Source organism: Pseudoalteromonas sp. NH0006-26 (assembly GCF_057552415.1).
This window is the reverse complement of sequence record NZ_BAAJMJ010000007.1, coordinates 1-15,082: the sequence shown is the minus strand read 5'-3', so window position 1 is coordinate 15,082 and position 15,082 is coordinate 1. Positions and strand designations below refer to the sequence as shown.

The 15,082-nt window shown below is 40.5% G+C and carries 13 protein-coding genes and 2 tRNA genes; 9 read left to right on the top strand and 6 right to left on the bottom strand.

Going from position 1 to position 15,082, the window contains the following annotated elements:
- Positions 1 to 3: 3 nt before the first annotated feature.
- Complete coding sequence (gene speB / locus AC27JR_RS11615; protein WP_036982103.1) at positions 4 to 927, top strand: agmatinase; 924 nt, start codon at positions 4 to 6, stop codon at positions 925 to 927.
- A 64-nt stretch (positions 928 to 991) separates the two neighbouring features.
- On the opposite strand, the gene AC27JR_RS11610 is transcribed toward speB, so the two are convergent.
- From AC27JR_RS11610 to AC27JR_RS11600, 3 genes are read right to left on the bottom strand one after another with little or no spacing between them, the layout of a single operon-like run.
- Complete coding sequence (locus AC27JR_RS11610; RefSeq protein WP_008115202.1) at positions 992 to 1,282, bottom strand: hypothetical protein; 291 nt, start codon at positions 1,280 to 1,282, stop codon at positions 992 to 994.
- Entirely contained in the window at positions 1,279 to 2,319 is a 1,041-nt protein-coding gene (locus AC27JR_RS11605; RefSeq protein WP_487173683.1) for a M48 family metallopeptidase, read from the bottom strand. The genes AC27JR_RS11610 and AC27JR_RS11605 overlap by 4 nt, the downstream gene beginning before the upstream one ends.
- Positions 2,319 to 3,407, bottom strand: coding sequence for a YjgN family protein (locus AC27JR_RS11600; RefSeq protein WP_487173682.1), 1,089 nt, complete (start codon positions 3,405 to 3,407; stop codon positions 2,319 to 2,321). Before AC27JR_RS11600 ends, AC27JR_RS11605 begins: the two co-directional genes overlap by 1 nt.
- A gap of 174 nt (positions 3,408 to 3,581) precedes the next feature.
- On the opposite strand from AC27JR_RS11600, the gene AC27JR_RS11595 reads away from it, so the two are divergent.
- From AC27JR_RS11595 to msrB, 8 genes are all read left to right on the top strand, one after another.
- On the top strand, positions 3,582 to 4,313 hold the full coding sequence (locus AC27JR_RS11595) for a TrmH family RNA methyltransferase (RefSeq protein ID WP_076920279.1): 732 nt from the start codon (positions 3,582 to 3,584) through the stop codon (positions 4,311 to 4,313).
- Between the two features lie 68 nt (positions 4,314 to 4,381).
- Positions 4,382 to 7,783, top strand: coding sequence for a chromosome segregation SMC family protein (locus AC27JR_RS11590; protein ID WP_487173681.1), 3,402 nt, complete (start codon positions 4,382 to 4,384; stop codon positions 7,781 to 7,783).
- Positions 7,784 to 7,856: 73 nt separating this feature from the next.
- Entirely contained in the window at positions 7,857 to 8,603 is a 747-nt protein-coding gene (gene zipA, locus AC27JR_RS11585) for a cell division protein ZipA (protein ID WP_487173680.1), read from the top strand.
- 79 nt (positions 8,604 to 8,682) lie between these two features.
- Positions 8,683 to 10,704, top strand: coding sequence for an NAD-dependent DNA ligase LigA (gene ligA, locus AC27JR_RS11580; protein ID WP_487173679.1), 2,022 nt, complete (start codon positions 8,683 to 8,685; stop codon positions 10,702 to 10,704).
- Positions 10,697 to 11,041 (top strand): DUF3392 family protein, encoded by a 345-nt coding sequence (locus tag AC27JR_RS11575; protein WP_487173677.1) that lies wholly within the window; start codon positions 10,697 to 10,699, stop codon positions 11,039 to 11,041. Before ligA ends, AC27JR_RS11575 begins: the two co-directional genes overlap by 8 nt.
- Complete coding sequence (locus AC27JR_RS11570) at positions 11,038 to 11,538, top strand: DUF2919 domain-containing protein (RefSeq protein ID WP_076920276.1); 501 nt, start codon at positions 11,038 to 11,040, stop codon at positions 11,536 to 11,538. The genes AC27JR_RS11575 and AC27JR_RS11570 overlap by 4 nt, the downstream gene beginning before the upstream one ends.
- Positions 11,539 to 11,546: 8 nt before the next feature.
- Positions 11,547 to 11,987: a hypothetical protein gene (locus AC27JR_RS11565; protein ID WP_008115218.1), complete on the top strand. Its 441-nt coding sequence runs from the start codon at positions 11,547 to 11,549 to the stop codon at positions 11,985 to 11,987.
- Between the two features lie 82 nt (positions 11,988 to 12,069).
- Positions 12,070 to 12,510, top strand: coding sequence for a peptide-methionine (R)-S-oxide reductase MsrB (msrB, locus tag AC27JR_RS11560; RefSeq protein WP_008115220.1), 441 nt, complete (start codon positions 12,070 to 12,072; stop codon positions 12,508 to 12,510).
- Positions 12,511 to 12,634: 124 nt separating this feature from the next.
- Here msrB and AC27JR_RS11555 read toward each other — a convergent pair whose 3' ends face one another.
- From AC27JR_RS11555 to AC27JR_RS11545, 3 genes are all read right to left on the bottom strand, one after another.
- Positions 12,635 to 14,266 carry a response regulator gene (locus tag AC27JR_RS11555; RefSeq protein WP_487173675.1) on the bottom strand — a complete coding sequence of 544 codons (1,632 nt, stop codon included), beginning with the start codon at positions 14,264 to 14,266 and terminating at the stop codon, positions 12,635 to 12,637.
- Positions 14,267 to 14,671: 405 nt separating this feature from the next.
- Positions 14,672 to 14,747 (bottom strand) — tRNA-Val (locus AC27JR_RS11550).
- Positions 14,748 to 14,797: 50 nt separating this feature from the next.
- A tRNA-Val gene (locus tag AC27JR_RS11545) sits at positions 14,798 to 14,873 on the bottom strand.
- Positions 14,874 to 15,082 lie beyond the last annotated feature (209 nt).

The following is a 15,082-nucleotide window of genomic DNA, read 5'->3' as shown; positions in this document are numbered from 1 at the left end:
GCAATGTCTAGCTTGTTTGGTTGTGTTGACCACTCATTGTACTCAAATGGGATGACGTTCTTACGTCGTCCTATGGTACAAAACATTAACGCGATTGAAGCCGATGTAGTGGTACTGGGTTTACCGTTTGATTTGGCCACTTCAGGGCGCCCTGGTGCCCGCTTAGGACCTGATGCTATTCGCAGAGCGTCAGTGCATTTAGCGTGGGAAGATACGAAGTACCCGTGGACATTTCCGTTGTTTGAGCGCTTAACCGTGGCGGATGCTGGCGATTTTACCTATCCGGTAGGCGACCCTGAATATTTTACCGCGCAACTAGAAATGGCTGCAGAGCAAATACTTCGCCAAGGTAAAACATTGCTAGGCTTGGGCGGCGATCATTTCGTAACCTTACCGCTATTGCGCGCACATGCAAAAATTCATGGCAAAATGGCGTTAGTGCATTTCGATGCGCATACTGATACTTACAGTAACGGTTCGCGTTTTGATCACGGCACCATGTTTTATCATGCGCCAATGGAAGGGTTAATTGATGTTAATCACAGTATTCAGCTAGGTATTCGTACTGACTTTGATCAAAGCAAGCATGAGTTTGCAGTGATTGATGCCATGCAAGCCAATGATCTGCATGCGAACGATATTGCAGCTCAGATTATTGAGCGAGTGGGTGATTTACCGGTTTACTTAACCTTTGATATAGATTGTTTAGACCCCGCCTTTGCACCAGGTACGGGCACTCCCGTGTGTGGTGGTTTAACCTCTGATAAAGTGCTTAAAATCTTACGCGCACTTAAAGGCATTAATATGGTGGGAATGGATGTGGTTGAAGTATCCCCGTCGTACGACCAAAGTGAGCTTACCGCCATTGCCGCTGCAACGATTGCCAGTGAATTACTGCATTTGTGGGCACTTAAGCATAAATATTAATATGTGTTAATGTAGATTAAAAAGCGCCGATTTGGCGCTTTTTTTGTGTGCAAATAAAAGACGATTAAAACTGCATATTGTGCTTTTTAGCATAAATAAAAAACACCGGAATTTCGATTATGACGTAAGTTAAAAAAGTAAACCAAAACCAATTAACTTCAAATATTAACCAGCTAAATTGCACGCCTGAGTTGTAATAAAGGGTAGATGCAATTAATAGCGTAATGCCTGTTGCAAATAAATCTTGCACCGATACTTTTTTAAAGCTGCTGCCTGCAAAGCGCGGATAAATAAATCCGTAGCCAAGCGTTATCATAATGATAACTAATAACAATAAATTCAGTTCAGGGGTCATTGTGGTTTATATTGCCTCGCATATTCTATTCGCTCTTGGGAACTTGGGTGCGTTGATAAATACTTTAACCAAGTTTCATCATAGGTCCCTTCTCGCGCTTTTAAATTCTTTTCCAGTGCTTCAATTGCATCAGCAAAGTCGTGGTTAGAATAGCCTAATTTTAAAAGGTTTTTAATCGCATATATATCGGCTTCTTGTTCCATATCTCGCGAAAACGCTTGTTGTAAAAAAGATGAACCAGAGCCAAGCACGACTTCTAATATACCTTCTAAGTCACCAAAGATAACTGCAAATACAACGGTGCTAGCTGCAGCTTGTGCTGCAAGGCGAATGCTGTGATGGTGCTGAACATGACCAATTTCATGAAGTAAAACAGCACGCAGGGCATCAGGATCATTTTTTAATAGTTCAACAAGTTCGTCAGTTACAACAACCCGACCATTTGGAAGAGCAAACGCATTAGCTGAAAAATAGTCTGACTGATAAAAAGAAAGTCTAAATTTTGCACTGTCTAAATTGAGCGAGTTAAGCATTAAGCGCCATTGCTGCTGAATTTCTGTTTGCTTTTTAGCAGCAAGTTGAGATGGCTCTAATGCGACTTTTTCTATCACATTGAGCGTGTGGTCCCCTATCGTTTCAATTGTCGAGGTAGGTGCTAAGTTAACGCTATAAACGGCTACTGATGGTATTAAGCGGGATAAAATTAACCAAAGCAATAGGGGAATTAGCAGCACAGATGCAACAATAAGCATTTTATTTTTTTCGAGTCGTTCACTCAGTCCATGCTTTTTAAGCGCGAATGGCCATCTAAATTCCACATCTTGAGGAATAAATCGCCCACCGTTAGCAAAATTCAACTCAGACGCCATGCCAGATAACGGACTATCAAGCTGGCAATCGTCTATTGTTGATGAAAGTAACGTCGTATTCTCAGAGTCAACAAGTGTTATTTTCTCATGGGAAAGGTGTGCATAGCTTTTAATATGTTGGCTGCTATTAGGGTAATAATAACAGCCAAAAATAGGATAATTACTCATTAGGTAAGTGAAATATCAATATCAAACACATTGGCAGCTTCTTCAGCAAATGATGATTGCTCATTTTGTGCAACATCAATTAACGAAAGTGCGCCGCTATAAATAGTGACTTCTGTAACCGATGCTAACAGCTTTGCTCTACGTACTTTAGCCCAAGGGTAGGCAAGCCCTAAGGTAAACATAATTGCCAGTACATTGGTAAATAGTAAAATAGCGTAGTCAATGGCTTTTAAATTCGACTCAAAGGTAGCAACCTCTGTAAATTCGCTGTTATTAAAAATATGATTTCGAATAATCGAATGATAAACAGCGCCTACCAGTGTTAAAAACGCAATATACAACGCAGCAATTAATAGCGGCACTATAATTGTCGAAAGGCTAAAGTTTTGTGTGTTTAAGTTGTCGATAGTTAAGGCACTTGCGCCAGCAAAGATGCCAAAAATAACTAAGCCACCAATTGCGACTCCTAGGGTGATAAGTGCAGCAATATAATAGCGTTCGCCCTGAAGATTTACCGTAAGTGGTTTATTTCCATAGCTGATGTTTTCATGCATATATTGATCAATTCGTTTTAATGCATACGGTAGTAATAGGTATAATGTGAAAACACTTGCTATAGGCAATAAAACAAAGTTAATAAATGCATCGCCGTAATTACCTGAAAAAGCAAAGCGTACATTACGATGGCGGGTCATACGCATATTAAAACGCATGCCTTGGTTAATGATCCATGGCAATAAAAATAAAAAGCCAATAGCAAACAAAAGACCTATCGTCGGTGCTAGGCTGCTAAGTAGGGTGTAAATTAAAAATACAATGACCGCTAAAATGCGTCCTTTTAAAATTTGTATTGGGGTCGCTAGATAGTCAAAGCTATGGCCGTCGATACGCGTATGACCGTAAAAATAACGGTAGGTGCGTACTTTTGCCCAGGCAGAATAAATTCCGAGAGTAATAATACTTAGTAGTATATTAACAATCCATATACCAAAAAATTCGCCGCCTTTGCCGCTAAATTGTACTTTACCGCTAAAAATAGCGGAGGGTGTTTGATTTGACTCAGGTGAAGTTGGGTTTACTGATTCCATTTAAAAAGATATCCATGTTGTTTTTTTGTGAATTTACCTTTTTTAGAAAATAAAAACAATCTTTATAATTAGCTAGCTGATTGTAAGTAGGCTACTTTTATTGCTTTTACTGTTTATAGGGCTGCACTTTAAGTCACCTCTGGTATACTGTGCAAATAATTTAATGGGGCTGTCATGATTTCAAAAAACCAACTTAAACTTATTCGCCAGCTTGGCCAAAAAAAGTATCGCAAGCAATTTAATCAATACTTAGTACAAGGCGAAAAAAACGTACTGGAGTTATTAAATAGCCCATTAAAAGTAACCGATGTATTTGCAACGCAAAGTTTTATTGATAATAACCAAAGCGCATACCCTCAAACGCATTTTATTACAGCAGATGAAGAGCAGTTAACAAAGGTAAGTACTTTGGTAAGTAATAATGCGGCTATTGCAATTGTTGATATGCCAACTACCACATTACCGGATGAAAACAGCTTAATATTAGCCTTAGATGGTGTGTCTGATCCTGGTAATTTAGGTACCATCATTCGGGTGGCTGATTGGTACGGCATAAAACACATTGTTGCCAGCACTGACAGTGCCGATCCGTATAACCCAAAAACAATTAGCGCCACAATGGGCTCGTTTGTACGTGTATCGGTAAGCCAAGTTGATTTACCCAGTTATTTAACATCTCTAAATGTACCAATTTATGGTGCATTTTTAGAGGGCGAGAATGTTCATCACTGTCAGTTTGCTGGGAAAGGCGTATTATTAATGGGCAGCGAGTCACATGGCATACGCCAGCAGTGTGCCGCGCTTGTTAGTAATAAAATTACTATTCCTGCCTTTGGCGGTGCTGAATCGCTTAACGTGGCAATGGCAACGGGCATTATTTTAGATAACTTTAAACGCCAAGCTTAACCTTTTGCCTAAAAATAGGTTAAATTGTAACAACTAACAAAAATAATAAAAATTGGTAAAACAACCAGATGCGCTTAAGCACTATAAAATTAGCGGGCTTTAAATCTTTTGTAGAGCCCACTAAAATTCCATTTCCAGATCAAATGACGTGTGTTGTCGGCCCTAATGGCTGTGGCAAATCAAATGTCATTGATGCGGTGCGATGGGTGCTTGGTGAAAGTTCAGCTAAAAATTTACGTGGCGATGCCATGACTGATGTCATTTTTAATGGCTCTACTAACCGCAAGCCCATTTCGCAAGCCTCCGTTGAACTAATATTTGATAATACCCAAGGTAAGTTACCCAATACGTTTGCTGATCGTAACCAAGTGGCTATTAAGCGTTTGGTGACTCGCGATGGTCAGTCATTGTACTTTTTAAATGGCAGTAAATGCCGAAAACGTGATATTACCGACATATTTTTAGGCACGGGTCTTGGGCCGCGAAGCTACGCTATTATTGAACAAGGGATGATCTCACGTTTAATAGAGAGCAAACCGCAAGAGCTACGTGTTTTTTTAGAAGAAGCCGCAGGGGTCTCTAAATACAAAGAGCGCCGCCGTGAAACACAAACACGCATAAAAAGCACCCGAGAAAACCTAGAACGGCTGCTAGATGTTCGCCAAGAGCTACAAAATCAACTCGATAAACTGGCAGTACAGTCGGTTGAGGCTAAAAAATACCGTGAATTTAAAACCCAAGAACGCACCTTAAAGGGGCAAATAGCGGTATTAAAATGGCAAAAGCTGCATCAGCAACAGCTTGATAAAAGTGCGCAAATCAAAAAGCTGGATGAACAAATCAGCTTCTTTAAAACGGCGCATTCAGGTCATGATGATGTTCTGGCAAGCCTTGATGCTCAAGTGCAAGCTCAACAAGATAAACTCGATGATGCGCAGCAACAGCAGCACCTTACGCATACCGAATTGACTCGTAGTGAACAGCAGGCAATTAGCATTAAGCAACAAACGCTGTCACTGAAACAAAATTTAGCCAAGTTAGAGCAACAAAAAAATCAAAGTGAAGAAACCAAAACGCAGCAACAAAGTCTTTGCCAAGAGTTAGATGACAACTTGCAACAGGCTATTGAGCATCACTTAATGTGTAGCGAGCAAGTTATAGAGCTTACCGATGAGGTTAATCAGCTGCTGGAGATTAAAAATGCCGACACATCACAGTGGCAATCGTTAACAGAAGACTATCAACAATTAAATAATCAGCAGCTAGCGCATGCAAATGCAGTAAAACATACAGAACAGAAAATCAGTTATGTTAAGCAACAGCTAACGCAGCTTGATGAGCAAATAGATGAGTTAAAACGCAGTGAGATAGAGCAGCAATTAACTGAGCAACAGCAGCATAGGCAAACGCTGACAGAGCAATTAGCGAGCGCGCAAACTGCTCATAGTAAAGGTCAAAGTACTCAGTCAATACAGCAGCAACACCTCAATGAGGCTCAGCAGCAATGGCAGCATTTATCTCAGCAAGTTAATGAACTAAAAGCCGGTATAGCAGGGCTAAAAACCACCCTTAGACTTGAAAAAAACAGCGGTGAAAATTTAACCTTGTTTAAGCAGTTAACTGTTCAGTCGGGTTATGAGTTTTTAGTCGAGCAGGCGTTGTCATCACTTGAGCACATTCATATTTCACCGGGTAAAGCAGAAAATAGCACGTGGCAAATACCCTCACAGTCTGTGGCAAGCAATAGTATTGCTGCCTTTATTAGCGCCGGTATCTACCCCGAGTTATTAAACCATATTGCCTATGATGCCGAGGGTGAAACACATCATCTTAACGATGCCAGTTTTATTGCAGTGATGGACAAGCAAGGGGCGTTACATGGTCGAAATTGGCATGTGAGTGGCGATAAAAATGCAGAAAATTCTTTATTATTAATGCACAAAAAGCTTAAGCAGCAAGGTACCTTACTTGAGCAGCAACAACAGGCATTGACGGATGCATACTCCACACTTGAAGATCATCAAGCGCAAGCAGCATTAATAACCGAGCAGCAAAACGAGCGCAAAGACACTATTCATCAATTAGCACAACAACTTGCTGTAGCAACAACGCGTGACGATATGCTTAAAGCGCAAGCTAATCAACATTTGCAGCAGCTAACAAAATTACAACAACAGCGTCAGCCTCTGCTAGAGCAACAACAGCAGTTAAGCGAATTATTGAGCGAAGAGCTCGATAAAAATGAACAGCTTGCACAGCAATTACAGGTATTAGCTGAAGAGCTTAACCAAGCCGATAGCACACGAATAAATAGTAATGAGCGTTACAAACAAGCTTTGAATAATGCTGAACAATATAAAACGCAAGCACATCAGGCAAACCTTAATGAGCAAAAAGCGCGAAGTGAATGGCAGCTCAGTCAAACTAAACTTAGCCATGCTGTACAGGCGTTTACTAGTGCCGAAGAGGGTGCGCAAGAGATAATAGAGCAGATTGAAGCGTTACTTATTCCTGAGCAAGAGCTTGCACTAAGTATTGAGCAATTATTAGTACAGCACCAACAAGGCGAACAAATCCTTGTGGATATTCAGCAGCAGTTAGCTCAAGCAAAACAAGAATTACAAAACAAACAAGCGAGTTTAAAAACGTCACAAGCTGAGCTGGTGGCACTACAAGAGCAACACCAAAAACTGAGCATTGAAGAGCAAAGCTTACTAATAAAAGCGCAAGCGGTACTAGAGCCACTTAGTGAGCTTAATCAAAATTTAAAACAGGTATTAGCAGAGCTTCCTGCAGAGTTGTCATTAAATGCGGCGCAAAATCAACTTGCTGGAGTAAGTAATCAGCTAGAGCAATTAGGAGCCGTTAACCTTGCAGCCATTGATGAATTTGAACAAGCTAAGCAAAGAAGTGATTATTTAAATAATCAGCTGGATGATTTAACCCAAGCATTAACAGCTTTAGAAGGCGCTATTCATAAAATAGATCGTGAAACAAAAACGCGCTTTAAATCCACGTTTGATCAGGTAAACCACGATTTTGGCCAGCTTTTTCCAAAAGTATTTGGCGGCGGCAGTGCTTACTTAGAATTAACCAGTGACGATTTACTCGAAAGTGGTGTTAGTATAATGGCAAGGCCGCCAGGTAAAAAAAATTCGACAATTCATTTGTTAAGTGGTGGAGAAAAAGCGCTGAGCGCATTATCATTGGTGTTTTCTATATTCAGGCTCAATCCAGCTCCATTCTGTATGCTGGACGAGGTAGATGCCCCATTAGATGATGCTAATGTGGTTCGTTTTTGCCGATTGGTTGAAGAAATGTCACAATCTGTGCAGTTTATTTATATAAGCCATAATAAAATTGCAATGGAAATGGCAGGTAGATTAACGGGTGTAACCATGGCAGAGCCCGGCGTGTCGCGTATGGTTGCTGTGGATATTGAACAAGCGGTGCAACTTGCACATGCATAATTTTATAGTCATTTGCTAGTTATTTTAGGTAAAATGATGGCTGTTAGGCATATTAATAATAAAAGGTGAGGGGATGGCCGAAGAATTAAGATGGGTTTTAATTGTGATCAGTGTGTTTGTCATTGGTGGCTTATTAATACACGGTTTGTGGTCAGTAAGAAAAAAAGAGAATGCTGAACTCCCTGCAAGCGAGCGAGTTGAACCTGTTCAAGAACAGCAGCCTTCATCTTTGCATACTGAGCCGCAAGAGCCTATGTTAGCGCAACGCGAAGAGCCACAAATGAGTGAGTTAAACTTCAGCGCTGATGAGCCACAAATAGACGTTAGACCAGCTGATACAGCTATTGAGGATGACCTTGAAGTAACAACAGAAGAGGCTGCAGATACACAACAAGACGCCCCTAAAGACATTGCTGACTTTGTAATTGTACATATTCAAATGCCAGAAGGGCTAACTATGCAAGGTAGTAAATTACTACCGGCGGTTAACACGTTAGGCTTTAAGTATTCAGAAGAAGGTTTTTTTAATCGCCATTTGGACCCAGCAGGCCAAGGGCCGGTGTTATTTAGGCTGGTAAATATGTATAACCCTGGCACGTTCGATATTGATAATATGGAACAGTTCAGCACCGCAGGCGTTAGTTTATTTATGACTCTGCCATGTGATGGCGATGGCCTTGCTGCGTTTAATATGCTGCACAGCGCCGCTAAAAAGCTAGCCGATGAATTTGGTGCCGAAATTCTGGATGCTGAGCGCAACGAAATGACGGTAGAGCGTATTCGTCAATATGTTGAACAGGTTCGCGCATTTTCTGCGTAATATACGCATAAGTTAAATTTTGTAAGCCACTGGGCGTTCACTCGTCAAAGTGGCTTTTTTTATGTTTTTTGAGGTCAGTATGTCAAACAGTATCCGTGATAAAATAATAAAACTTCGCTCCTATCTTGAAGAGCACAGCTATAAGTATTATGTTTTGGATGCCCCTACTATACCTGACTCTGAGTATGATCGAGTATTTAAACAGTTAATCGAGCTGGAGAGCGAGAATCCGAATTTTGTAAGTTTAGACTCACCTACTCAAAAAGTAGGTGGGGCGGCGCTTGCCAAGTTTGAGCAAGTAGCACACCAAGTGCCTATGTTGTCGCTTGATAACGCTTTTGGTGAAGACGAATTTAGCGGTTTTAATCGTCGTATTAAAGAGCGTTTAATGAGCACTGAAGAGCTTACATTTTGCTGTGAGCCTAAACTGGATGGCTTAGCGGTATCGATTATTTATCGCGATGGGGTATTAGTGCAAGCAGCGACTCGTGGCGATGGTTTTACTGGCGAAAATATTACCCAAAATGTAAAAACAATTCGCAATGTGCCATTAAAGTTACGCGGTGATGATTACCCGCGTGAGCTTGAAGTGCGCGGTGAAGTGTTTATGGATAGCGCGGGCTTTGAAAAATTAAATGCCGAAGCAGAAAAGCGCGGTGACAAAGTTTTTGTAAACCCACGTAATGCGGCAGCGGGCAGTTTACGCCAGCTAGACTCAAAAATTACCGCAAAACGGCCACTGATGTTTTATGCCTACAGCACCGGATTAGTTGCCGATGGCACATTACCTGAAGATCATTACCAGCAACTTGCCAAGCTTACCGACTGGGGATTACCACTTTGCCCTGAAACAAAACTAGTTGAAGGCCCAAAGGCCGCGCTTGCCTATTATAATGACATTTTAACGCGCCGTAGCGAGCTAAAATATGAAATAGATGGCGTGGTAATAAAAGTAAATAAAAAAGCCCTACAAGAGCGCCTAGGCTTTGTTGCGCGTGCACCGCGCTGGGCTATTGCTTATAAGTTTCCGGCGCAAGAAGAAATAACACACTTGCTAGATGTAGAGTTTCAAGTAGGGCGTACTGGGGCTATTACCCCTGTTGCGCGACTAGAGCCGGTATTTGTTGGTGGTGTTACGGTATCGAATGCAACGCTGCATAATGCTGATGAAATTGCCCGTTTAGGCGTTAAAGTGGGCGATACTGTGATTATTCGTCGCGCTGGGGATGTGATCCCACAAATTACCCAAGTAGTGCTTGAACAACGCCCAAGCGATGCAAAAGCGATTGTGTTTCCAACTATGTGCCCAATTTGTGACTCGCACGTTGAGCGGGTTGAAGGTGAAGCTGTTGCACGTTGTACAGGCGGCTTGGTATGTCAAGCACAGCGCAAACAAGCGATTAAACATTTTGCCTCACGTAAGGCTTTAGATATTGACGGCTTAGGCGACAAAATTGTTGATCAATTAGTTGACCGAGAGCTGATCAAAACGCCTGCTGATTTATTTATTTTAAAGCAGGGACATTTTGAGTCACTTGAACGAATGGGACCAAAATCAGCAAAAAACTTAGTTGCGGCGCTTGATGATGCTAAAACCACTACCTTAGCAAAGTTTTTATATTCACTGGGTATTCGTGAAGTCGGTGAGGCCACAGCTCAGAATTTGGCTAATCATTTTTTAACGCTTGAAAACGTGATTGATGCCAGCATTGAACAACTAATAGAAGTAAGCGATGTAGGTGAAATAGTGGCGAAGCATGTTCGCGGCTTTTTTGCTGAAGAGCATAACCTGACAGTGGTAAACGAATTAATAGCGCAAGGAGTAAACTGGCCACAGTTAACAGCGCCATCAGAGCAAGAACAGCCGCTAGCGGGTTTAACTTATGTGCTAACTGGGACGCTTAATACGCTTAATCGTAATGATGCAAAAGCGCGCCTACAACAATTAGGCGCGAAGGTTTCTGGCAGTGTTTCAGCAAAAACTGATGCCTTAGTAGCGGGTGAGAAAGCCGGCTCTAAGCTCACCAAAGCGCAAGAGCTCGGTATAGAAATACTGACAGAGGATGATTTAATTACTTTGTTAGAGACTCATAATGGCTAGTTTTACAAATTTACTTAACACGCTATTAATTGAACTAGGCCAATGGCTACAGGGCTATTTGCCGCATTTATCACTACTTTTAATGGTGTGCTTAGTGTCGCTGTATGCGGATGACATTTTAAAGTTAACCAAAGGCGTCGTAGCTAGGCGCCACTTTATTATTAGGGTGGCGTGTTTTGTGTTGATAACTGCGTTTGGCTTTGGCTTGTTAGTGGTGTGGTTAAGCCCACTGCTAACTAAAGCTTTACTGTTTTTTGGCACTAAGTGGTTAGCGCTTACCTTATTAGTGGCATTTTTTATTTTGGGCACCATTGCCGATAGGAAAAATCAGTTGTGAGTCGATATGGGCCTGAATACTGGGATAAATATGGAAGCTATCGCACACCATTAGCGTTTCACTTGAGTATTTTAGTACTATTGCGCGCCTATTTTATTTGGGTAATAGCCGCGTTGAGTCGTCGACCTGAGCTTGATTTAATGTCATTGTTTTTTAGATCAAAAAATGACTTCTTCATTGCTATAGCGATCGGTGCTGTGGCAATTGTGCCCACTATCTTATTTTGTTTACGTAGGCCGCGGGATTCGCATCAAGCTACGCAACGCTTGGCACGTATTTGGCGGTATATGCGTTGGCCACTCATTGTATGTGCGTTAATTGATTTGTCGTGGTTGAGTATTCAAGCTGCTCATAGCCATTATCGCTTCTCACTATTTTTAGCTGTGCAAATGGTGATTGTATTATGGGTGTTGTGGTATTTGGCAAAAAGTCGTTATTTAAGTGTTTTTTTTAGTGATTGGCCTGAGCCGACAGAAAAAGCAACCGATAAAAAGTAAGCGAGATTATGCACAGTATTAATAAAAAAATAGCACAAGTAGTCGCTTTAATAGGGCTCGTAATTATAGCGTGTGGCTATTTTTTTTCTTTAGGCGAATTCCTTTGGTTTAAAGCTGGGTTAGTAATGTGGGTTGTGGTGTTTTGTTCGTGTTGTTACCGATTAACGCCGTTGTTTAAAATGCGCAATCCGCTGCGTAATTTTATTCAACGCGATGCGCAGCACTTATTTGTTTTTAGTTTAACAGGGCTGTTTGATAAAAAAAATGGCCCGCATTGGTTAGTCATCAGTAATATTGAGTCGATAGAAATAAGAAACGATGAACTAATAGTGCACAGTAATAATGACAGACAATTAAGCGTGAGCATTCCTGGCAGTCAAGCCCAATTGCATGCCTATGTAAGCCGTATACTTACAGCAACAGAAAAGCACACTATAGTCTTTAGATAGCGTTGATCGTGGTATTAGCCACAGGCGTACCAGACTACAAGTAAATGATTGCTAGTTAAATTAATAACGTAATGAGGTTGTTATGTTGAAGTGGAACGATATTGTTAATTTTGCCAACCATGGTAATCCAACACCGGTTCGAAAAGTGGTTAAAACAGATCAGCAATGGCGCGAACTGTTAAACGAAGAGCAATATTATGTGACCCGTAAAAAGGGAACTGAACGACCAAATAGTTCGAGTAGTTGTACCTTGTTAGAGCCAGGTAAGTATGTGTGTGTTTGTTGTGACAACTTACTATTTGATGCAGATGAAAAGTTTGATAGTGGCACCGGCTGGCCTTCATTTACCCAACCGGCAACTGAGGAAGCGATTGGTTATGTCATGGATAATAGTCATGGCATGGAGCGAGTTGAAGTTGTTTGTAATGTGTGTGATGCGCATTTAGGGCATATTTTCCCTGATGGGCCACTTCCTACTGGTTTACGCTACTGTGTAAACGCACTGGCAATGAAAAAGCTCTAGGGTCTGTTGACCTTTCAAGGTTAAATTTGCAGCGGTTTGTTTGGGATTTAGGCAAGGCAGCGCCTATGTGGTGTGGTTACTCCCCATAAATAGGCGATAACGTAGCATTAATGCCAAACAGGCTCTAACTAATCTCTAGTTTCATTTCTTTAGCAATCTGAAGTAGTTTGTCGAACCGCTCTGATTGCTCTTCTGCTAAGGGTGATTTTTTTAATAGTTTAAAGCACTTTTGAGCTAATACACTATTGAAAGAATCACCATGTTTTTTTGATTTATCGACCAAACATTGTAACAAGTTAAGCGCAATACTTGGATTGTGTGGCATGACTTTAAAGGCTTGGCTAAATGCTTCTAAGGCAACATTCAATTGGCCACGCTCAAACTGTTTAACAGCATGATTATTAAGTTCTTTCGGCCCCATTTTAATATCACGTCTTTCACTTTGCTGTTGTTGTATATAACGCAAGTAGGTAGCGTCGCTTCTACTTGGGTGGCGCTCGCAATGATCAATAATATGGCTAAACAGGGCTTGCGCCTTTTGGTGAAAGCCTAGTTCATGTAGTGCTTTTGCTTTATCAAGGGCACCATCTACTGAACGTATCTGAGTATCGTTGTCATCAAGCTGCTCAATGAGCTGTTTCGCTTTTTTATGTTCATCTTTTAAATAATAAAGGCGCGCATTAAGTACATCAATTTGGGTTTGTGCGTTGCTGGTTGGAAACTGTGTTTTTAGTTCATTGATATATTTATTTGTTTGACGAGATATCCTGTTTATTTGGTCAGTTTGATCTGTGGTCAATGCAAAATCAATCCCAGCACGAGCGGCATTTAAATAAATATCTGGGCTATCATGCATAGAGTACTTAGCGTAAGTGGCAATATCTTTTTGAGTTAAGTAGCTGGTTTCATAATCTCTATTAATGAGCGATACGCTGTTCAATGATTTTTGACGATCTATGTTACGCGGGGCAATATGTGCCGCTTGACTTAAAAAGTCTTGTGCTAAATCAAATTGGTTTAGTTTTATCTCTAAACGGCCTAATAAGTCTAAGGCTATAAGTCGAGTTTCATTACGTTCAAGCATTGTTTTAAGCATACGCTGAGCTAAAATATGCTCATTGTTAGCGATTAAAGCTTCTACTAATCCTACTTTTGCCCACGCAAACTTTTGAATATTCAAAACTGACTTAAAAAAGTCTTTCGCTTCTTGGTTTTGCTTTAACGCCAGTAGAATATTACCTTTTAATCTAAGTAGAATAGGGCTGTATTTATTACTTTTTTCAAGTTGGGCATTAATTTGTTTTAGTGCTTTAGATTGGTTGTCGTCATCAATTAAAGTGTAAATGGCTTTTAAGTCGCTTTTACGTTTAAGAATACGCTCTATGCGCACTCTTAACTCTTGTACGGAAAACGGTTTTACTAAAAAGTCATCGGGTTGAAGTTCTAATACACTGTGTACTAATTCTCCGCTCGTTTCCGCAGATGTAAAAATAAACCCAGTAGAGTGTTTAATTAACGCTTTAGCCCGTAACTCTTCATAAAGCTGATAGCCATCTTGGCGTTTACTTAGATTAAAAGAGCAAATTACCAAGTCAAATTGTTCATGTAAGCATTGTTCTTTTGCCGCTAAGGCATGATCTGCAAAACGCATATGTCCAAAGCCAATTTTTTCGAGCGACTGTTTCATGTAGCTTTGAGCAAGAGGCTGCTCTTCTACAATCAGTATTTTTGCATCGTTAAAAATATTTTTAGACATTGGCTTAAGCGTTATTGAATTTAACACAGACTATAATCAACAGTTTAGACGCTTACAAGGTAATTTAAAGATTAGCCTCGAAGATGAGAGCTTATTAAGCAAATTAATTCTAAAGGTTTATATTTTTATCTTAAAAGAGCTAAAAGCTCATTTAAAGGAAATGAATAGCAAGCGTAATAAAGTAAGTTTAAACAAAATGATTTTGGAGATAATAAAACTCGGAAGATAGATTTTTGCTATGTGATTGGTAATACTGATTTTTTGAAACCGAAAAATTGCTTGATAACGAATTTCTAAGTAGTAATTAATACTGAACTTTAACTTAAGGAGTGGATGATAATGAAAATCTAAATGGTGGGTAATACGGGACGGTTTATATTTTTGTAATATGCACCATTCTAAGAATGGTGGGTCGTACTGGACTTGAACCAGTGACCCTCGCCTTGTAAGGGCGATGCTCTCCCAACTGAGCTAACGACCCATATTACAAATTTACAACATGACTATTAACATAATAATAAGTTTTATATGTGGTGGGTGATACTGGACTTGAACCAGTGACCCTCGCCTTGTAAGGGCGATGCTCTCCCAACTGAGCTAATCACCCACATATAAATTAATCAAAACTATTATAATAAATAGTACTGGACTTTAACCAGTGAACTTCGCCGTTACTTGTAAATAGCGGTGATGCTCTCTTTTTCTAACTGAGCTAATCACCCATTTAGACATCTTGTAATATGCACCATTCAAAGAATGGTGGGTCGTACTGGACTTGAACCAGTGACCCTCGCCTTGTAAGGGCGATGCTCTCCC